General features: G+C 72.3%; 12 protein-coding genes and 3 pseudogenes. 2 read left to right on the plus strand and 13 right to left on the minus strand.

The features are described 5' to 3' along the window. Nucleotides 1-776 precede the first annotated feature (776 nt). Together ACIRDU_RS35785 and ACIRDU_RS35790 are read left to right on the plus strand one after the other, a co-directional pair. Nucleotides 777-1,010 (plus strand): hypothetical protein, encoded by a 234-nt coding sequence (locus tag ACIRDU_RS35785; protein WP_403587784.1) that lies wholly within the window; start codon nt 777-779, stop codon nt 1,008-1,010. Further along, nucleotides 1,010-1,283: pseudogene (locus tag ACIRDU_RS35790) on the plus strand (hypothetical protein). Before ACIRDU_RS35785 ends, ACIRDU_RS35790 begins: the two are co-directional and overlap by 1 nt. A 442-nt stretch (nt 1,284-1,725) precedes the next feature. Here the strand turns inward: ACIRDU_RS35790 and ACIRDU_RS35795 are convergent. The 13 genes and pseudogenes from ACIRDU_RS35795 to ACIRDU_RS35855 form a co-directional block, all read right to left on the minus strand. Next, a pseudogene (locus tag ACIRDU_RS35795) lies at nt 1,726-2,300 on the minus strand (Tn3 family transposase); the annotation flags it as partial. A gap of 57 nt (nt 2,301-2,357) precedes the next feature. After that, nucleotides 2,358-2,573: pseudogene (locus tag ACIRDU_RS35800) on the minus strand (transposase); the annotation flags it as partial. Nucleotides 2,574-2,610: 37 nt separating this feature from the next. Beyond that, on the minus strand, nt 2,611-4,671 hold the full coding sequence (locus tag ACIRDU_RS35805) for a hypothetical protein (protein ID WP_403587787.1): 2,061 nt from the start codon (nt 4,669-4,671) through the stop codon (nt 2,611-2,613). A 29-nt stretch (nt 4,672-4,700) separates the two neighbouring features. Next, nucleotides 4,701-5,270, minus strand: a complete 570-nt coding sequence (locus ACIRDU_RS35810; protein WP_403587789.1) for a hypothetical protein — start codon at nt 5,268-5,270, stop codon at nt 4,701-4,703. Continuing rightward, nucleotides 5,263-9,504, minus strand: coding sequence for a LamG-like jellyroll fold domain-containing protein (locus ACIRDU_RS35815; RefSeq protein WP_403587791.1), 4,242 nt, complete (start codon nt 9,502-9,504; stop codon nt 5,263-5,265). Before ACIRDU_RS35815 ends, ACIRDU_RS35810 begins: the two co-directional genes overlap by 8 nt. Further along, complete coding sequence (locus ACIRDU_RS35820; RefSeq protein WP_403587794.1) at nt 9,501-10,832, minus strand: baseplate J/gp47 family protein; 1,332 nt, start codon at nt 10,830-10,832, stop codon at nt 9,501-9,503. The genes ACIRDU_RS35815 and ACIRDU_RS35820 overlap by 4 nt, the downstream gene beginning before the upstream one ends. Next, complete coding sequence (locus ACIRDU_RS35825) at nt 10,829-11,467, minus strand: hypothetical protein (protein WP_403587797.1); 639 nt, start codon at nt 11,465-11,467, stop codon at nt 10,829-10,831. Before ACIRDU_RS35825 ends, ACIRDU_RS35820 begins: the two co-directional genes overlap by 4 nt. After that, nucleotides 11,467-11,826 (minus strand): hypothetical protein, encoded by a 360-nt coding sequence (locus ACIRDU_RS35830; protein ID WP_403587799.1) that lies wholly within the window; start codon nt 11,824-11,826, stop codon nt 11,467-11,469. Before ACIRDU_RS35830 ends, ACIRDU_RS35825 begins: the two co-directional genes overlap by 1 nt. After that, a complete protein-coding gene (locus ACIRDU_RS35835; RefSeq protein WP_403587802.1) occupies nt 11,826-13,574 on the minus strand; it encodes a hypothetical protein in 1,749 nt (582 codons plus the stop codon). The genes ACIRDU_RS35830 and ACIRDU_RS35835 overlap by 1 nt, the downstream gene beginning before the upstream one ends. Further along, nucleotides 13,565-13,990, minus strand: a complete 426-nt coding sequence (locus ACIRDU_RS35840; protein ID WP_403587804.1) for a hypothetical protein — start codon at nt 13,988-13,990, stop codon at nt 13,565-13,567. The genes ACIRDU_RS35835 and ACIRDU_RS35840 overlap by 10 nt, the downstream gene beginning before the upstream one ends. Further along, the gene (locus ACIRDU_RS35845; protein WP_403587806.1) at nt 13,987-14,496 is read right to left on the minus strand and encodes a hypothetical protein; all 510 of its coding nucleotides are present in this window, start codon (nt 14,494-14,496) and stop codon (nt 13,987-13,989) included. Before ACIRDU_RS35845 ends, ACIRDU_RS35840 begins: the two co-directional genes overlap by 4 nt. A gap of 22 nt (nt 14,497-14,518) precedes the next feature. Further along, a complete protein-coding gene (locus ACIRDU_RS35850) occupies nt 14,519-18,697 on the minus strand; it encodes an AHH domain-containing protein (protein ID WP_403587809.1) in 4,179 nt (1,392 codons plus the stop codon). Next, complete coding sequence (locus tag ACIRDU_RS35855) at nt 18,694-18,894, minus strand: hypothetical protein (RefSeq protein ID WP_403587812.1); 201 nt, start codon at nt 18,892-18,894, stop codon at nt 18,694-18,696. The genes ACIRDU_RS35850 and ACIRDU_RS35855 overlap by 4 nt, the downstream gene beginning before the upstream one ends. Nucleotides 18,895-18,912: the final 18 nt, after the last annotated feature.

An 18,912-nucleotide genomic window follows, 5' to 3' on the forward strand; every position in this document is an offset into this window, starting at 1 on the left:
CGCTCGCCCGCCCGGTCCCGGCGTCGACCAGCTGGCATTCGCGGGCCCGGCTCGCCACCGCCGACCTCGCTGCGTTCCTTACCGGCGCCACCGGCCGGCCGGCCTGTGATCTCACCCTCTGCCATCCCCCAGACCTCCCAGACCTCTCCCGTGCGAGGCCTGTGACAGGCGGGAGATCTGGGGCCGGAATGCCCGGTATGCCTGTGAGCCTGACAGGCCGTTTTCCAGGCAGGCGCATTCCTGAGAGATGACCTGTGACCCTGTGGCATAGCTGGGAGTCGCACCTCCGTGGTGACCCGTCACGCTGTCACGCTCAGCGGTGTCACGCCCCTGATCCAGCTGTCACGCTGGGGTGTCACGCGGCCGGTTTGGCCCGGAAGCACGGGCCCGGACCCCGCCTGATCCGGGCACCTCGCCGATCAGCGTGACACCGGTCCGGGTCCGGTTACCGTCCGCTCCTGAACAGTCCGCCCGATCTGTGTCATCTGTGTCATCCACCCCCTATTTCCCCAGGTGGGCACGCTCATCTGTGTCACTGATCAGCTGATCTGTGACATCGCGCGGGCGGACACCCAGCAACCAGCCCGGAACCTGGGTCCCTGGGTCCCGGGACCGGTGTTTTCCCTGGTGGACACGGAGCGCGCCGGGAGCTGGGTCCACCAGGGTCCCTTGAGTCCGGCCTCCTCGTGTGGGCCGGTTCGTTCGGAGTGGTCCCCAGCGCCGGGGGCGGCCGATACCGTTGGAGGAGACGCCAGTTCTGCCTTCTGGAGCCCTCGATGAGCGAACAGCCGGCCCCCACCGACCACGCCCGTCAGCAGCTGGAGCCCGCGGCCGCCGATGGGTTGCGTGCGTACGCGGCCAGGACCCGCGCCAACGCGGACCAGTTCGCCGCCGTCCTGGAGGACATCGCGGAGAACGGGCTGCCCTCGGAGGAGGACTGCACGCCGTGGGAGGAGCTGCGCGAGACCCACCTCGCCCGGCTTGCTGCCCAGCGCCCGGCCGTCGCCTGATGCCCTCGCAGCAGGGCCCGCGCCGCGCCTGTATCGCCTTCTCCGACGCCGCCGCCAAGCAGCTGGAGAACATCCCCAGCGAAGCGGAGCTCCACGCCCTGGACCGCGCCCTGGTAGTCATCTCCGTCGACCCCGACGTCGGCGAGCCGATCCCCGGCGACACCGCCGGCCCCCCGACTGCGCCAGTACACCGACGAAGTCGAAGCCGTCCGGGGCCTGTACTTTGTCACGGCGCTTCGCACCGTCGTGGTCGTCGCCTACATCGAGGTTTAGCCGCCGGACGTTGATGGGCTTAGCTTGCCGATCCGCGACTCTGGGCAAGCTCACTCAGGGACCGTGAGCTACTGACTCTCGTCCAGCGCTTGAAGGCTGCTGTGAGTGAAGTCTTGCCTCATCGAGTCAAGAGCACCCAGAAGAATCCGACCAGTGCCGCCATTACCCCGAAGACGGCCAGCGCGCCTGCCGTCTTCGGCAACTTCTTCGCAGCATTCGCACTACCCGGGCGCCGCAAGGGTGCTGCACGAACAGCAGGCCAGCCTAGACCGGGCAGCAACGGCCGCGGCGAAGCCCTGCTGCCTGTCCGCTGCAACGGAACTGGCCAACGTCACGCAGCTCTGCTGCAACAAACCGGTATACCTGGTGCTACCGGCTGTTGCTCCCGCTGCCCTGGCTGGCGACCCCCGCGCCACGCACAGCACCGTCCTGTGAGCGCTACCTCCACCGCTGCCCACAGCGCGACCACGTCCACGTCCGCGCCGTGCTCCTCGACCAGCTCTAGCTCTTTCGAACAGCACCTTCGCCGCCCGCGCGAGCGAGCGTGACGCCTTCTCCAACTGGGGCGGCGTGGACAACCGCTCCTTCCGCTTCGGCGTGCCCAGCAGCCGGGTGGCCATGAGGACCTCGAACAGGTCCAAGGCCTCGTCGATCGCCTTCGACCCCAACGCGTACCGGGCGAGCGCGGCCATCCGGTTCGGCCGGATCTGCGACAACTTCAGCCGACCGAGCTGGAATGTGCTGATCTCGACCACCCACGCCAGCGCGCGGGCGAACGCGGTGCCCGTCGTCCGCGTCGGCGGCCGGCACAGCCGTTCCAGCTCCGAGAACCGGGGCCATCCGGCGTCTTCAGAGTCGCCACCAGGTCACCCGACAACGTGGGGTCCGCGCGGCGGGCAAGCCCGCGACGGTGGCACGCAGCCGCTTGTCCGCGAACTTCCGGACCTCCGACACCTGCCGGGCCAGCACGCACACCCCGGGCAGCAGCACGCGGGAGCGGCGCAGCCAGCCCACCGCCCAGTTCAGATCCTCGTCGGCGTCCGCCTGGGCCATCAACGCGGTGAACACCCGCTCGCAGGTGCCGTCGACGGCCCACATGCGCAGCCGGTTGTAGACACCCCGCCAGTTGCCGTACTTCTCCGGCAGGTGAACCCATTGCGATCCGGACTGGAACTTCCAGGCGATCGCATCGATCACCTCTCGATGGTCCCGCCACCGGCCGCCTCGCTTCGGCGTCCGGTCCGAAGGCAACGGCTCGATCCGCGCCCACTGCGCGTCAGTCAACGGCACACCCGGACCGACGACCGGCTGATCCAAACGAGACTGCTTAGGTGCGCGGTCCGGTGTCCGGTGGTGCGGGCGGGGTGTAACGGCGGGTGGAGAGGGACTGGTCCGCCGGCCGGCCGATCAGCTCGGGGTGCACGAAGAGGCCCTTCTCCTCCGGAGGCTTCTCCTCGTCGGCGGTCAGCGGATGTGCCCTGGCCCAGTTGTCGCAGCGGACTCCGGTCACCTGCCAGCAGACCTCGAGCCCCGGCCCGCCGCCCGCGATGGCGAAGGTGTGGTCGGCGAGCGGGTGGCTGACGTGCAGTTCGGGCGCCGGGGCGCCGACGGCGGTGAGCTGGTAGCGGAAGGACTCGTTGAGCGACTCGAACCACTCGGGCAGTTCGACCGTGGCGCAGCCCTCTCCGTCGAGGACCGCCGTGCCGTCGTAGACGTTCTTCAACTCCGGGGACTCGACGGCCGCGTGGACCAGGAAGCGGTCCTCGGGCTCGATCGGGTGGTCGATCCTGATGACGTTTACGCTGTCGAACACCGTCCCGGTGATGACCACGTCACCGTCTAGGAGCGCCGCCTTCTCCGCCCCCGTCGCGTACAGGCCGGTGGCGCCATCGGCGCATACGCCGTAGTACTGGTCGCTCTTGCCCATGACGCCCGGGCCCAGGGTGCATTCGCCGAAGACGCCGGCGTTCTCACGACCACCCTTGCCCTTCACACCGTGGCAATCCGTACTGCTGCCGGCCACACCGGGCCCGTCGGCGGCGGTGCCCAGCACACCGGGCTGCGTGCCGCGGCCCTCTCCGGAGACTCCCACGTTCTTCTCGCTCGTGCCCGAGACGCCGACGCCCTTGGTGCTCGACGCGGAGACGCCGGCCCCGCTCGTGCTCCTGGCCAGGATGCCCGCGCCGCTGCCGCTGACGCCCGAGACGCCGGCGCCGGCACCGTCGTCACGGCCGCCGAGGACGCCGGGGCTCGATCCGCCGCCGGTCCCGGAGAGGCCGGGGCCCCTTTCGCTGCTGCCGGACACGCCCGGACCCGAGGCGCCGGTCCCCTGCACGCCGGGGTGGTCCCCGCCGCCCTTCCCGGTGACACCCACGCCCTGCTCGCTGGTACCGGAGACTCCGGCCCCCTTGGTGCTCGTGCCGAGTACGCCCTTGCCGTCCGAGCCGATGCCCTCGACGCCGACGGACAGCCCTCCGCCCGTCCCGCGGACGCCGACGCCCTGCTCGCTGGTACCGGAGACTCCCGGGCCGCCGGCGGTCGCGTGTCCTGTGACGCCCGCGCCCTCGCCCCCGCCCTTGCCGGTGAGACCGTCGCCGTTCGTGCTGGTGCCCTTGACGCCGGGTCCGTCGGTGCTCGTCCCGGCCACGCCCGGTCCGCCGACGGCCTTCGCCTCGACGCCGGACGCGGTGCCGCCGCAGGCCTCGGCGAAGACGCCCGTGCCCTCCTCGCTCGTACCGGAGAGTCCGGGACCGGCTTTGGAGTCGCCGACGACGCCCGCCCCCTGCCCTTCGCTGGTGCCGGTGACGCCGTCGCCCGCGGTGCTGGTGCCCTGAACCCCGGGGCCGGTCTTGCCCTCGCCCTTGACACCCGGGCCGGAGCCGGAGCTCTCGCCGAACACACCGGCGCCGGGGCCCTCGGTGCTCCCGGCCACCCCCGCGCCCTTCTCGCTCGTCCCCTCCACTCCGGGGCCCTCACCGCCGGTGCCGAGGACTCCGGGCTTCCCGGCCTTGCCCTCACCGGTCACGCCCGGAGCGTCGCTGCTCGTGCCTTTCACCCCCGGCCCTCGGGTGCCGGTGCCGAGCACCCCGGGCTCGTCCCCCTCCCCGAGGCCCGACACGCCGACGCCGGCGGCGCTGATGCCGAGGACTCCCGTGCCGGGGCCTTCGGAGCCGGTGGCAGAGCCCAGGACGCCTACGCCGCCGACCTTCTCGTGGATGCCGAGCACGGCGCCGATCGGCTGCTCCGCCGTGCTCGCCTTCCCACTGCACCCGAGGACACCGCTGCCGTTCGTGCTGTCCCCGAAGACGGCGAACTTGATGTTCTTGTTACCGGGGTCGAATCCGGTGCCGCCGCTTTCCAGTCCTGTGACCGTTCCGTCCTCGGACATGGTCGCCTCCTCCCGGGTGTGCCGGGATGTCACTGGTATGTGATCTGCACACAGAACACCCTGGCCTGGCCCTCGGCGGCGCCTTCGATGTCGATCGTCAGGAAGTGACGATGCGTCGCGTTCTCGATCCGCGCCTCCGCCAGTGGTTCCACGGGAGTCCCCAGCGCATCCGCCGCGACAAGGGTCTGCGACCCTTCCTCATTGCGGATCTGGCGCCGCTTGAGGGCCACCGTCAAGGTCCCGGCCGACTTGTTGCCGGTCACGAGAAGCGACTTCACGCGAACGCCGTCCGGGAGGACGATGTTCATGAAGCCGTGGGCCTCCGCCGGGGCGGTGGGCTTCTCGACCATGTCCACGTTCTGGGTCCAGGCCGGCCTGCCCTTGTCGGGCAGGAGCGCGGGTACCAGGGTGAGGTGCTGGGTCGTCGACCCGCCCAGCTCCTGGATGATCGGGTTGATCTGGTTTCGCGCCAGCCCGGCGAACTCGTCCTCTAGCCGGTGGAACCGGCTGTTGAGGCCGTCTTCGCCGCCTGCCTGGACGCGATGCTGGTGGTCGATCCAGTCCTTGTGGCTGAACGTGGGGACGTAGGGCTCAATCATCACGGCCGTCCTTGCGTAGGCGGATGAAGGGGGACGAGAACGGGTCCGCGACGTGGTACGTCGGGAACGTGTGGAGGCGGGGGTGTTCCGTGTCCTCGTCGTCGAGGCCGGCCAGTGTCCGCAGATGGTCGGTGCGGCACTCGACGCCGATGGGGTGGAACCAGTTGAGGACGTTGAGGATCAGGTCGTACTGCTCCTTCGTGACCGACACGCCGGGCTCGTCGTCGAGTTCGGGCCTGAGGCGGACCTCGCACTGGTAGGGCAGCAGGCCCTCGTCGGGGAGGTACGTGGCCCGGAGCAGGACGCGTCCCGGCGTGAGGCCGGCGACAGTACAGACCGGGGCCTGGGGTGTGGTCGGCTCGGCGGCGCCGGGGCCGTCCGGGGTGGACGACCACACCAGTTCCTCGCCCCGGCCGGTGCCCAGCGGCAGTTCGGCGGCGAGCCGGGGCGGGGCGGGCGGCTCCGCGCCGAGCGGCGAGGGGTCGGCGAGGAGCACGGTGCCGCTGCGGCGCGGGGCCATGACGAGGCAGGGCGGGTACAGGGCGCCGGCGGGGCTCGCGGTGAGGGCGGGCCCGCCGCGGCCGGGGCTGAACACCTGCGGCAGGATGACGTCGGTGGCGACGTCGACGAGGTGGACCCGGCCGACGGCCGAGGACGAGCCGCCGGTCGCCACGTACAGCAGCTTCCCGTCGCCGCTGAGACTCAGCGCCACCGGCACGGTGCCGGCGGGAAAGCCGTCGATGACGGACGTCGGTGCCGTGCCCGGCGGGCGGTAGACCAGGACCCTTCCGCCGCCGTGGGTGCCCGCGCCGGGGCTGATGACGTACAGCTTCCGGCCGTCCGCAGTGACGGCGAGGGAGTGGGCCTTCGGGTCGCCGGTGTCGGGCTTTTCGTGCAGGGTCAGCGTCGTGCCGCGTTCGACGCGGCACCAACGGCCGTCGGCCAGGACGGCGTACAAGGAGGGGCTGTCGGCGGCGACCGCGAGGGACCGGGGGGCGGCGGGCAGGGTCAGCGGGGCGGCCGGCTCGCCGGTCGTCAGGGCGAAGGCCCGCAGCGTCGCGTCGCCGCAGCCGACGTAGAGGCGGTCGGTGTCGGTGGCCAGAGCGGCCGGGCGGGTGCAGACGAGCTCCGGCGGGTTGGCGGGCTCCAGGTCCTCCGGACCGAGGACCGCGACGCGGTCGAGCCGTTCGTGGGCGACGAAGAGACGGCCGCCGCCGAAGGCGAGGGCCCCGGGGAAGGGGGCGACCCTGCGGGAGGCGTTCAGGGCGAGGTCGGGATGGGGTTGCCCCTCCACCTCCGTGAGGGTGAGCGAGGTGATCCGGTGCGAGCCCGGCTCGGCCAGGAAGAGCTGTGACCCGTCGGCGGCGAAGCAGGCCGCGGCCGGCCCGGCGGCGGGGGCGACCTCGAACGGGACGGACTCTCCCACCGTGACCTCGGCCGGGCCGGTGACGGTGAGCTGCTCCCCGGGGCCCACGGCGACGCGTACGGTCTCCGTGCCGCCGGGCGGGGCCGGGTCGACCCGGATGTGGTCGAAGCCCGCCGCGAAGGCCCGCGCCGCGAGGGCCGAAGCGGTCAGCGTGGAGTGACGCAGCCGCAGGGCCCGGCCCTGGGCGTGCAGGGCGGCGTCGGGGTCGGCTGCCGGATCCGGGGGCGGTTCGCCGGCCTCCTGGGCGACGTACGAGGCGAGCACGGTGAGGCGGCCGTCGGTGCGGGCGAGCACGTCGAGCAGCCGGTCGAGGGCTTCGCCGGTGACGCGTTGCATCATCCGGTTCCGGTGCTCCGGGTCGGTGCCGTAGTCGACCGGGCGTGGGGGCCGGGTCAGGTCGTCGGTGCGCAGGTGCAGCATGCGCGGGTCGAAGTCGGAGGTGGGCGGGCCCGCGGCGGCGGCCTCGGTGGCGCCGCTGCGGCCGGTGCCGCTGATGCGCTCTCCGGCGGTGAGGGCGGTGTCGGTCAGCCCGATCCGGATGCGGCGGGTGCCGCTGCCGACGTGGCCGCGGTGCGCGACCTCGACCCGGACCGAGACGTCCCCGGCCGCGAGGGTGTGCAGGATCCCCGGCTCGCTCGGCAGGAAGACGGCGTCGCCCGCATCCGAACGCAGGACGGACCAGCGGATCTCGGCGTCGGCGAGTCGTGAGGGGTCGGGCTCGACGCGGAGGGTGAGCGCGTCGCCTTCGACGACGTCCGGCAGGCCCGGGCCCGCGTCCGGGTCTTGGTCCGGTCCGGTCTCGCTCGTCGTGATGCGGAAGACGTCCCCGCGGGGCTGGGCCGCGTAGACGTGGCCCTCCCTGGTGTGGCGGACCCAGCCGAAGCCGGCCGCGTGCGCGAGGGCGCCGAGGCGTGCCGCGTCCACGGTCGGCGCGTCGGCGAGGGTGAGCAGGACGGCGCGTCCGACGCCGTGCAGGCCGGTGGCGCCGGCGCCGGGGGCGTACGCCTTGAGGACGTGCAGTGTCGGGGCGGTCGGCGCGAGCCGCTCGACGAGGGCGTTCAGGGCCCGGACGACGCCCAGTTGCATCCGGCGGCTGTCCTCGCCGTCCGCGAAGGTCAGTCCGGACCGGCCGCGGTGGTGGAGGAGCCACGCGGGGTCGAAGTCGGGTTCGTCGCGGGCGGCGGTGCCGACGGCCTCCTCCTCGGGTGTGCCGAGCGTTCCGTCGGCGGAGAGGGACTGGCTCACCGGAAGCGTCCTCGGCAGGACGCGTAGGAGCCGGCCCCCGGTGACCACGGGCTCCGTCCGCTCCCGCACCACGAAGGGGGTCGGATCCGCCGAGCCGGCGATCGGCCCGGCCACCTCGTTCACGGCGGCCTGGAGTGCGTCGGGGGTGGGCAGGAGCCAGCGGTGGAAGATGCCGAGCCGGCGGCGGTACTGCTCGTCGGCCTCCCCGGTGACCGGTGCGAAGGTGCCCCGGGCCACGGAGGAGAGGCGCACCTCTTCGAGCAGGCCCCGGTACTGGAGCGTGGTCGTCGTCCCGTCGGCCAGGGTCTTCCTGCCCTGGCCGAGCACGACCGCGGCGTCGCTGGTGAGCGAGCCGAAGGGCTGCTTCCTGACGTGGCGGGCCACTTCCTGGCCGTCGAGGTGGAGTACGGCGGTGGTGGTCGTGCCGGTGCGGGCGAGCGCGCCGGCGATGTGGTGGAAGGAGCCGTCACCGAGGTCGCGGTCGGCGTACAGGTCGAGGTCGGTGCTGCCGTCGGAGAGGGAGAAGCGGAGGTTGCGGTCGATGCCGCGGAAGGTGCCGATGACGAGGGCCCAGCCCTTGCCCCCGGGGGTGTCGAACGGGTCGCGTTTGGTGACCACGGGTCCGTTCGTGACGGCCCGGTCGGGGCGCACGATCGCTTCGACGGTGAAGGGGGCGGTGGCGGGGAGCTCGAAGACGGCGTCGTCCGCGACGCTGATGGCGCTCGTTCCCGGACCGAAGGCGAAGGCGTGGGCGAAGCGGCCGGTCCGGCCGCTGTGGGCGCCCCCGTTGACGCCCCGGCGGGCGTCGGCGTCGGGCGCGGCGGCGTCGACGACGGTGGCCACCTCGGCGCCGAGTACCGGAAGGCCCTTGTCGTCGCGCGGCGGGACGTCGTCGAGGTGGAAGAGCGCGAGGGTGGCGCCGTCGACCGTGTGCGGGCGGGGCGGGAAGCGGGGGGCGCCCAGGTCGAGGCCGAGCAGGTCGAGGCTGGCGCCGTGGGCGGTGTCGGTGTTCCGCTGGGCCGTCACGTCGTGCAGGTGCGCGGCGACGGTCTCGTGTTCGGCGCCGATGACCCAGAGCAGTTTGGCCAGGTTCCCGAGGAGGGCGGTGACCTCCCAGGTGACGGCCGTGACGGGGCCGAGGGGGTCGCGGGGGGTGAGGGAGACGAGGCGCAGCCGGTCGGTGAGGGCGGCGGCGCGGCCGGGGATCGGGATCGTGACGGCGCCGTCGGCCGGGTGGCCGGCCGGGATGCGTACCTCCACCTTCTCCGGGGGCACGCCGCGTTCCCGGCGGAAGGAGACCTCGACGGTGAGGGGCGCGGTGACGTCCTCGCGGGGGGTGAGCAGATAGCGAGGGGAGGCGGGCGGTCTGCGGTAGTGGCGTTCGTAGCCGTCGAAGTCGTAGAGCGGGACGGGGATCGTCCCGTCCCCCTCCTGGGCGCCGAGCGGGACGGTCATGCGTTCCATGCCCCGGTCGTACGGCTCGGGGAGCGCGCCCCGCATCACGGCGAGGGCGCCGCCCGGCAGCGGGTCGCGGAAGCGGAGGCGGCGGGTCGCCGAGCTCATGCGATCACGACCCGGAGGTCGGCCATGGAGGTGTCCACGGAGAAGCGGGCGATCTCGTCGGGGGCGAGGTCCAGGTTCTCGCCCACGGACAGTTCCTGGGCGCCGCCGTACGTGGCTCCGCCGTAGTAGGTCTGGCCGAAGGCGGGGGCGAAGCGGCGCAGCCTCAGGTTCTGCACGTCGACCACGCCGGCGGCGGTGCGGGCGCTGAGGACGATGTCGGAGGAGAGCACGCCGTGTCCGAGGCGGAGTCGGTTGACGGAGGCGCGTACGGCGTCGAGGATCGCGGCCTTGACGGCTTCCTCGTCGTGTCCCGCCTCGATGATGAGCGTGGCGCGGATCCCGACGTCGACCTGGTTGGCCGCGAGGAGGGCGGGGAAGACCGACACCGGCCGCCACTGCCGGACGACGTCGAGGACTTCACCGTACAGGCCGGGGAAGGACGCCTCGCCCTGGGACCAGGGCCAGCCGGGCTCGGGGGCGACGACGATGTCGAAGAAGTAGGGGGAGCCGGTCTGGCGCGCCCGGGAGAAACCGCCGCTGCCGAAGCGGAAGGTTCCGAAGGCGCGCTGGGTGGCCTCGACTCCGCCGAGGGGGTCGAAGATCACCGCGTCGCGCACGCCGTTCACGTCGAGGACTTGGGCGAGCAGCGCCTCCTGGGTCCACACGGTGCGGGGGACGCCGAGGAGCCGGGCCCGGTAGGTGGCGTCGGGCTCGCCGAGCTCGCCGCCCTGGAAGTCCCGTCCCACGACGGCCTTGATCTCGGCGGTGCCCAGGTTGAGGTTGTGCCGGGCCCAATCGGGGTCGAGTCGCAGTTCGCGGCCGATGCGGATGTTCCCTGAGGCGCCGCGCGCGACGGCCTCGACCTCGACCGTGGCCGTCGACGGCTTCTTGGCGAGGGTGACAGCGCCCGTGCTACGGAAGGCGAGTGCGGGGGCGTCGGCCGACGGCACGGTCACCATGACGGTGCCCTGCGGGAGGACGTAGTCGCGGTCGGGTACGGCGTCGGCGTCGGCAAGGGTCAGGGCGACGGGACCGCGGGCGCGCAGTTCGCGGCGGCGCAGGCCGAGGTCGCGGCCGAGCAGGTCCAGGCTGGGGCCCTGGGCGGTGGTGATGAAGGAGCCGTAGTACTGGGATTCCAGGGCCCGCCACAGCTCGTGGGTGTCGACGGCCGCGGCGTCCAGGACCTTGCGCAGGGCGCTGCCGGAGGTCAGGTCGACGTCGTCGCCGAACATGGCCCGGGCGCGGTCCTGCTGGTCGGCGATGATCCGGTCGATGCCCTTGACGACGAACCCATCCTTGGTGACGCCGAATCGTTCCTCGGAGGTCATGGGGTCCCCCTTGCCCGGAGGGTGAGAGCGGTGCTCGCGAGGGTGTCGACGACGGCGAAGACCGCGTGGATGCGGGCCGCGTGCGCGGCGGCCACCTCCCGGCGGTGGGTCTCCTCGTAGAGCCCGGGCCGGAGTTCGAGGTAGCGCGGGTCGTCGTCGAAGAAGACCTCGCGCACGTCGGTGACCCGACGGTCCGAGCTGAGGCAGCGGACGAGTTCCATGGTGAGGAACTCCTTGCGGGTGGGCAGGTCGTGGGCGTAGGCGCTGATGGCGAGGCGGTCGAAGCCGAACGGCGTGTTGAGCCGGTCGCTTCCCGTCTGGGTGGCGACGCCGAGCTCCAGCGCCTGGCGCAGCGCCGCGGCGCCGACGACGAGCGCGAGGTCGAGGGAGCGTCCGTCGAGGACAAGGTCCCCCTCGTCGAGGGCGAGGCTGCGGCCGAGGCTGGGTGCGCCTTCGCGCGGGACCTCGTCGGAGAGGTACGGAAGGACGGCGGCCGCCAGGTCCGGACCGTGCGCCGCCGGGCCCGCGGCGGTCGCGGACGGTGCGGGCCGCGAGGGCCCCGCCGTGGGGGAGCCGCCGGGCCGGCCGCCCGCGGGCGGGTCGCCGCGCGGTTCCCGTGGCTCGTTGCCGGCCATCACCGAGTCTCCAGCACGGTCTGGCCGGGGTCGGCGACCGTCCACCGGCCGGTCGCGGTGACCCCGGCGGCCGTCGCGAGCAGGACCGGGGTGCCGCCGACGGTCAGTTTCTTCGACCATCCGTCGGGGGTCGCCGGGGTGATGACGCAGGGCTGGGGTCCGCTGGGTGTGGTCGCGGTGCAGGGCGAGATCATGCCCGGTACGGGGGTGGCCGCCGAGCCGAACGCGAGGCCGCCCTCCTTGCCGGCGAGGACGACTCCCTTGCCCTTGACGGTGATCCGGGGGTCGCCGGCCATTAGCCTCAGCCTGCCCTGGTGGGTGCATTGGACGATCGCGCCTGCGACGAGTACGAGAGGCATCAGCTGATCGCCACCTTCCCTTTGCCGATCGTGACGGTCACTCCGCCGGACTTGAGCACCACGCCGTGCGATCCGCCGTCGACGGTGACCTTCCCGTCGGCGTCGATCGTGACGGTGGTCCCCGACTTGTGGGTGAGCAGGAAGACCTCGGCGTCCCCCTCCTTGGGCCGCTCGCCGACCGACGTGCAGACCTTTTCGCCGATCGCCACCTTCAGGCCGATCGCCTCCACGACCCGTCGGCCGTCCGCGGCGATCAGGTCGTTGACGCCCTTGCCGGTGGGCAGGGCGATGCCGCTGCCGGTGTCGAGCTCGGTGGGCAGGCAGAGCCACCAGTCGCCCTCCTGGGACTTCGGGCGGTCCGCCTTGGGGTCGTTGGGCCACAGGAAGCCGGTCACCACGGTGTCGTCGGGGTTGTCCCGCACCTGGTTGAGCAGGGCGCGCATACCGGCGTACACGGGGACCGACAGGCCGACCTTGTGCCAGGCGAACGGCGAGGCAACGGGCTTGTCGCGCCGCGTCGGATCTCCTCCGGTGATCGGTATGTCGACGCTGGGCGAGGCCATCGCCTCGTTGGGCCGCTGGCCGCTCAGCACGGTCGCCACCCGCCGGTCCGGCTTGGCGCGGTCGATGAGGCCGACATCGACGGACGGGTTGACGGCGGCGTGCTCCTGGGCCTTGCCGGAGATCAGATCGGCGATCGAGTGGGCGGTGGCCTTGCGGGCCAGTTCACTGAGCCGGCTGTTGCCGCCCTTCATATCGAACTCCACCGCCCGGCCGCCGCAGGTGTATCCACCGCGTGGCGAGAACGTGTGGGTGAGCTGGAGGATCCGGAAGCCCCGGAACGGTTTCTCGTACCCCTCCACGCCCGCCGCCACCATCATTCCGGCCCGGAGCGAGGGGACACCGAGCACCGTGAAGTCGAAGACCTCCACCTCGGCCGGGTCCTTCGGGTCAGTGTCGAGGGGCTGTTTGCCGACTGTGCCCAACTGGGCGGGTTTGAACTCGGCGAGCCGGGCGACGGTCATGGTCTTCGGCAGCACGAGGCACTCCTCGCCGCCCATCGCAGCGGCGAGGGCGGCCACCGAGGGGATGTCGGGGAACCTGCTGGCGGGCGGATGCACGAGGGTCTTGCCGCACTGGACCGTCCCGTCCTGGACGAGGATTTCGTACCCGTACTGGTCGGCGACCGCTCTGAGCAGCGCGAAGGCGTTCTTGCCGGACTTGGTGATCTCGCGGAGGTAGGCGCAGGGTTCCGGCAACCCCCGGACGGTGACCCCGGCGAGCCCGGCGATGTGCTTCGCCGCGTCGTGGGGCGTCGTCTTGGGCAGCGAGAGGCTGGCCCCGGGCGGATCGCTCCCCGGGTCGGTGTGGGCGAGCAGAAGGTAGGCAGCCTCCTCGTAACCGGTGAGGCGGATGGCCAGCGGGGGGTACCGGGTCGTGGACTTGATCGCGTCGACCCTGCCGGACAGGACCACCGTTCGCCCGGAGGGGTCGTCCAGGTAGCCGAGGCGGATGCTGACGCCGACTCCGCCCTTCGGACCGGCCTTCTTCTCCCTGAGCGCGCCGGTCAGCTTCTCGTGCAGGTCGAGCGGCAGATCGGCGAAGGTGATGTCGAACTTTCCCGGTTCGCCGATCTCGTACTTGACGATGATCTCGGCGTCCGCGAGCACCGACCCGCTGTGGACGTCGTTCGAGATCTTCAGCCGCAGGCTCGGGAAGTCGATCAGGTACCAGAGGATCACGCCCATCGCCGCGCCACCCCGATCACGATCCGGGAGCCGTAGTGGCCGCCGCCGTTGAGGTTGCCGCGGGCCACTGTCGCCTCGACGAGCTTGAGCGCCAGCGGGCCCGCCTCGTGGACGAGGTCCGGCTCGGGTACGAGCTTGCTGAGGAAGAGGACGCGCGGGCCGTCGGGGCCGGGACCGGTCACCCGCAGCACCAGGTGGCCGGGGGGCGTGGGCTGCAGGGCGGTCTCCATCGGCTGCGGGACGCGGCTCCACTCCGCGAGGTCGTACAGCGTCTCCGGGGGATCGTCCTCGCCACTCTCGAAGTTGGCGTAGAGGGCGAAGTCGTAGGCGGTGTCCCCGACAGGGCACCGGAAGACCTGGGGAAGCCCGGCATCGGGCTCGACCGGCAAGCGGTGGAAGAGCGGTTCGGCGGTCACAGTCCACCTCCCAGCTGGCGGCCCGGCGGGATCATCTCGCTCACGGTGGGGATTGCGGCGGAGCCGGCGGCGAGCGCGAGGTCCAGGGCCTCCCCGAGGACGGCGGCCAGGCTGGAGCGCGGGACCTGTTCGAGGTTGATGGTGACGTCCAGGGCGTCCCGCTTCTGGTTGGACTGGGTGAAGCGCAGACTGGTGATCTGCATGTCGAGGCTGACGGTCATTCCGCAGACCACGGGCAGCCCGGCCATCTGCATCAAGGGCGCCGTGGAACCCGCCAGCGCGCGCGAGGTCAGCGCCATCGCCTCCAGGCCCTTCTTGGTCAGCAGCCGGGTCCTGCCGACGAGTACGGCTTCGACACTGATCGTCCTGGTCGTCGGCGAGACGAGCTGGGCGAGGCGGCTGCCCGCGATCCGGGCCACCTGATAGCCCTCGCTGAGGGAGAGGCTGGTGACCGTGAACAACGGGACCGCGCCGATCAGGACGGGAACGTTCACACCGGCGGGCATGGTCCGCGCCTTCCTTGCCTGGTCATGTCTCGCCGCCCTCCTTGCGTACGCGCATCTGCTTGCCCGCCCGCTTCGACGGCTCCTCGACGACGTCGTCGAGCACCTCGCCCACGTCGCCCCGTACACGGGGGGCGTCGGGCTCGACGCGGATGCGGGGCGTGTCGGGCTCGACGCGTACGCGGAGGGCGGGCGCGTCGGCCGACTCGGTGGGCGCGGCCGGGGCGGCTCCCTCGGCGGCCACGCGCCGGCGCACTTCGGGCTCGGGCTTCCGCTGCTTCGGCTGCCGCTTCGGCTTCGGCTTCGGTGGCGGCTTCACCTCGGACTTCGGCTTGGGCTCGGGTCGGGGCCGCGCCTTCGGTTCCGGACGCGCCCCGGGTGCGGGCTGGGGCTCGGCCGGGGACGCGGCCTTCGCCGCGGGCCGGGGCTCGGGCTTCGGCGCCGCTTTCGCCGCGGGCGTCGGTCTCGGTTTCGGCTTCGGCTTCGGCGCGGGCTCAGGCTCGGGCCCGGCCTTCCGGGCCGCCTTCCGGGGCGCCGCCGCCTTCCTCCTCCTCGGCGGGGCCGTCACCTTCTTGAGAGCCTCAAGCTGCTCCGCCTCCGTCATCCACTCCAGATTGCGCCGGTACTCGGCGAACCACTGGGCGAAGTTCTGCCGGGCCGCGCCCGTCGCGGGCCCGGGGTCCTTCCACCCGCTGTTGTTGATGAGTTCTTCCTTGATCCTGGACATCTCGTGGATCACCCCCTCCCGGCCGGCCTGCTTCCTGGCCTCGACCAGTCGCCTCGTCATCTCCTTGTAGTAGTTGTCCGTGTGCAGCGTCTGGTGACGCGTGGCGGCCTCGGGGATAATCTTCGGGTCCATGGAAGTACGGGGCAGATAAACGCCGTTGAGAGGGTCGTCACGAGGGGTGATCCCCGCCCATTCAAGGATCTCCCGCGCGGGCCCGGCGCGACGGTCGCTGTACGCGATGATGTGGTGTGCGTCGTGCCCGGGCGGCTGGTGCTGGCCGATTGCCTCCATGCGCGCCGCCAGGCCGAGCGATGCCCGCTGGGCCTCCCCGCTCTTCGACCTGAGCTTGTCGCGGACGCCGAGTCCTTCGGGAGGCACCTCGTCGGGCTCGTGGTGCAGCGCCTTGGCCTCGCGGCCCGCCTTGGCCTCGGCCTCCGCCACGATCTCGGCGACCTGGCCTTCGAGCGTGCCCTCGGCCTTGAGCCCCTCCTCGAACCGCTCCAGGTGCTCCATCGCCCTCACGGGATCGGTCTCGGAGATCCGCCGGATCTCCCGCAGCCCCTGCTCCATCAGCTTCGGGTTCTTGAGCCTGCCCTTCGGGAAGCGCTTGCGCAGCTCCTTGATCCGCTGCAGCACGGGGGCCCGTTCGGCCGCCGAGGCCTTGACGCGGGGTGCTCGTGGCGGCCGGGGTGGCCGGGGCGGCGGATCCACCCTCCGCCACGCCCCCTTCTTCCCCCGCTTGAGGTCGTCCAGGAACGCGCCGAACTCCACCGCCCTGCCGTCGGCGAGCTCCTTCTCCCGGATCCTCTGGAGCCGGGCGAGCATGGTGTCGAGGGCCTCCGGCCCGCCGGCGGCGCGGCCGTGTATCTCGCGGACGATGTCGATTCCGTACCTCTCGACGGCCTCCATGCGCCGGCTCTCCCCGGCGAGCATCGCCAGCAGGCCCGCCTTCACCTCGGCCTTGGCCCCGATCCGGCCGAAGCCAATCCGGTCCAGCATCGCGGTGAACCGGGCGCCCTCACCCTCCGGAACGGCCTCGACGATCCGGGCGACCTCGGCGATCTCGAAGCCGTCCTTCCCGGCCAGCCGTCCGAAGGCGCGCGCCACCTCGGGCGTGAGGCCGCCCGACTTCGCGCCGAGCCGGTGCAGGACAGCGGCCTTCCGTTCCAGGTCGGCGGTGACCGGGCCGAGGCGAGGATGTTCGAGGAACCAGGCCAGGGTGCTGCCCTTTGGCACGTCGACCTCGCTCAGGACCGCGCCGAGGCGGGCGCCGTCCTCCTCGGGCAGCATCAGCAGGAGCTCCGCCAGGGCGTGCTCGTCCTTAAGCCCTTTCAGCGCGGCGCTGCCGGCGTGCAGGGCTTCGGCGAGCCGGGTGAACCGGGCCGCGATCCGCTCGCCCTCCAGCGCGCGCAGCAACTTCAGGAAGCGCAGGACGGCGGCGAGCTTCTCGATCTTGACCAGTGCCTCGACGACGGCCTTGATCTCCGAGATCCAGGTCAGCGCCTCGATGATGACGGCCCACTTGATTCTCGTCACCACGCGCGGGCCGACCCCGAGGAGCGCCGCCCCGCGCAGTCCGTCGACCAGCGCCGCCCCGATGTGGTGGACGAGCGCCTGTATCTCCTTCATCGAGGGCTGGTGGCCCCACCCGGCCAGCTGGCAGACGACCAGGAGACGGACCAGCTGGAAGAGTCCGGAGAGGACTTTCTCCGGCTGGGTCAGCATCATCGTGAGGGATTCGAGCGTCGACAGGACGAATCCCGTCGCCGCTCGGGCGGCTTCCTCGAACTCGATCATCCGCTTGAGGCCGATGACGGCTGTCTCCTCCTCCTCGACCGTCCGCGCGAGCCCGGCGTCGTGCCTCAGCGTCAGGTTGAACGCCTCTTCCACGAGCCCGAGGAACTCCCGCAGGGTGAGGGGCTTGTGGTCGCCGAACCGTTCGCCGACCTTCATGAGCAGCGCCCACAGGTCGGGCCCCATGTCGGCGAAGAGCTGCTCGTACAGGCCCGCCCGGATCAACCGGTCGCGGACGGCCTGCAGTTGGTCGAGGCCCTCCAGCGAGAGCATGATCTGGATGATCGCGTGCCGCTGTTCCTCAAACGTCCACGCCTTGACCAGGATCTCCAGGTACTTCGCCCGGGTCGCGGTGTCCACTAGAGCGAACGCCTCGGCGCTCATGTCGCTCAGCTGGGCGGCGGCCGTCGCGGCGGACGCGTCGTCCCCGGCGAGCCCGGCGTCGACCAGCCGGTCGAGCTCCTGGAAGGTGTGGACCCGCAGTTGCTCGGCCGAGAGCCACGACTCGGTCGGTGACGCGCTCGTCCGGAGCCAGCGTCTGCCCTCCTCCTTGCTGCCGTACAACCAGCCGCGTTCCTTGGTCCACAGCAGGTTCACCCCGTAGCGGTGGCCGTCCAGGGTGGTGACGGAGGGCAGCACGGTGATCCCCTTGAACAGGCTGATCTCCTGGCCCTCCAACTGCGCCTTCCCGACGGCACTGCCGATGGTCTCGTCGGTGACGGTGGGTGAGGTGGCGACGGCCCAGTAGAAGCTCTCCCGGGTGCCGAGGGGGCCTTCGAGAACGGCGAAGGAACGGGCGCCGAAGAGGTGGTCGCCGAGCTGGACCGCGTGGACGAGGCTGCGTGAGTGGGCGTGGCGGGTCGCCTCGCCCAGCATCACGAGCTGGGTGGCGCCGACGACCATCACGGCGCGGCGGTCGACCGGGCTCGGTCCCTGGACGACCTCGCTCAGCGAGCGTTCCTCGGACACCACGGTCACGGCGACGTCCTCCTCGGGGACCTCCCCAGTGGCCTCTCCGGTGGCCTCCTCCCCAAGGGCCTCCCCGGAGGTCCCGCCCTCCTCACTGGGCCCGGCCTGCGCGGGCGCGGGTGCCGGCTGCGGTGCGGTGGCGGAGGTCATGGTGGTGGTCGCCTCGGAGGAAGGCGGCTCGGCCGCCGCGGAGTGCGCGCCCGCGGGTGCGGGAGGCTGTGCGGCGCTCGCCCGCTTCTCGCCCTGGTCCTCCTCCGCGCCGGCCTCCGCCTCCGCCTCGGGTTCGGGCTCGGCGGTGCCTTCGTGTTCTTCCCCTCCGGGATCGGGGACGGCCACCGCGAAGATGACGCTGCTGTGTCCGCTCGCGGTGGTCTCGGCCGGTGGCGCGGGCTCCGCCGTCGGGGGCGCGGCCGTCGTGGCGGGCTCGGCCCGCTCCTCGACCGGACGGCCCCCCTCTACGGCGAGAGGCTGCTCCAGAACGGGCGGTGGCGGCCACCGCGGCGGGCCGGTGGCGGCCCCTTCCAGCCGGTCGTCCTGCTCGACGGCCGCGGCGACCGCGCGCAGCAGGAGCGCAGCCAACTGCCCTTCACAGGCACGCAGTCGCTCGTCCCCGGAGAAGGCGACCGAGGTCGGCAGGTGCAGGCGCCGGTACGCCACGCCGTGTACCGCCGTCTCTCCGGCGGTGCCCGGCATGGCGTCCACGGTCGCGTTCACGGTGCCGCCCGCGACCGGTCCACGGCCTCGGCCGGGACGATGTCGGGGTATCCCGCCTCGGCGACCTTGGCCCGGGCCAGGCGCAGCCGGGCCGCCAGCGCCTTCTCCACCACCGGGCCGAGACGTTCGAGGGCGGCGGGCGTGGGGGTGCCCGTGATCTTCACGGTGATCTCGAAGTGGCAGGTGATCGTGGGCATGGGGAGACTCCGGGCGCG

Origin of the sequence: Streptomyces sp. NPDC093598 (genome assembly GCF_044764825.1) — a bacterium.
Lineage (GTDB): Bacteria > Actinomycetota > Actinomycetes > Streptomycetales > Streptomycetaceae > Streptomyces.

Bases quoted from the DNA above. Each gene is read 5' to 3' on its own strand.
- ACIRDU_RS35845 (WP_403587806.1), bottom strand. From the start codon at position 14,496: ATGCCCGCCGGTGTGAACGTTCCCGTCCTGATCGGCGCGGTCCCGTTG.
- ACIRDU_RS35830 (WP_403587799.1), bottom strand. From the start codon at position 11,826: ATGCCTCTCGTACTCGTCGCAGGCGCGATCGTCCAATGCACCCACCAG.
- ACIRDU_RS35825 (WP_403587797.1), bottom strand. From the start codon at position 11,467: ATGGCCGGCAACGAGCCACGGGAACCGCGCGGCGACCCGCCCGCGGGC.
- ACIRDU_RS35855 (WP_403587812.1), bottom strand. From the start codon at position 18,894: ATGCCCACGATCACCTGCCACTTCGAGATCACCGTGAAGATCACGGGC.
- ACIRDU_RS35810 (WP_403587789.1), bottom strand. From the start codon at position 5,270: ATGATTGAGCCCTACGTCCCCACGTTCAGCCACAAGGACTGGATCGAC.
- ACIRDU_RS35820 (WP_403587794.1), bottom strand. From the start codon at position 10,832: ATGACCTCCGAGGAACGATTCGGCGTCACCAAGGATGGGTTCGTCGTC.
- ACIRDU_RS35835 (WP_403587802.1), bottom strand. From the start codon at position 13,574: ATGGGCGTGATCCTCTGGTACCTGATCGACTTCCCGAGCCTGCGGCTG.
- ACIRDU_RS35815 (WP_403587791.1), bottom strand. From the start codon at position 9,504: ATGAGCTCGGCGACCCGCCGCCTCCGCTTCCGCGACCCGCTGCCGGGC.
- ACIRDU_RS35785 (WP_403587784.1), top strand. From the start codon at position 777: ATGAGCGAACAGCCGGCCCCCACCGACCACGCCCGTCAGCAGCTGGAG.
- ACIRDU_RS35805 (WP_403587787.1), bottom strand. From the start codon at position 4,671: ATGTCCGAGGACGGAACGGTCACAGGACTGGAAAGCGGCGGCACCGGA.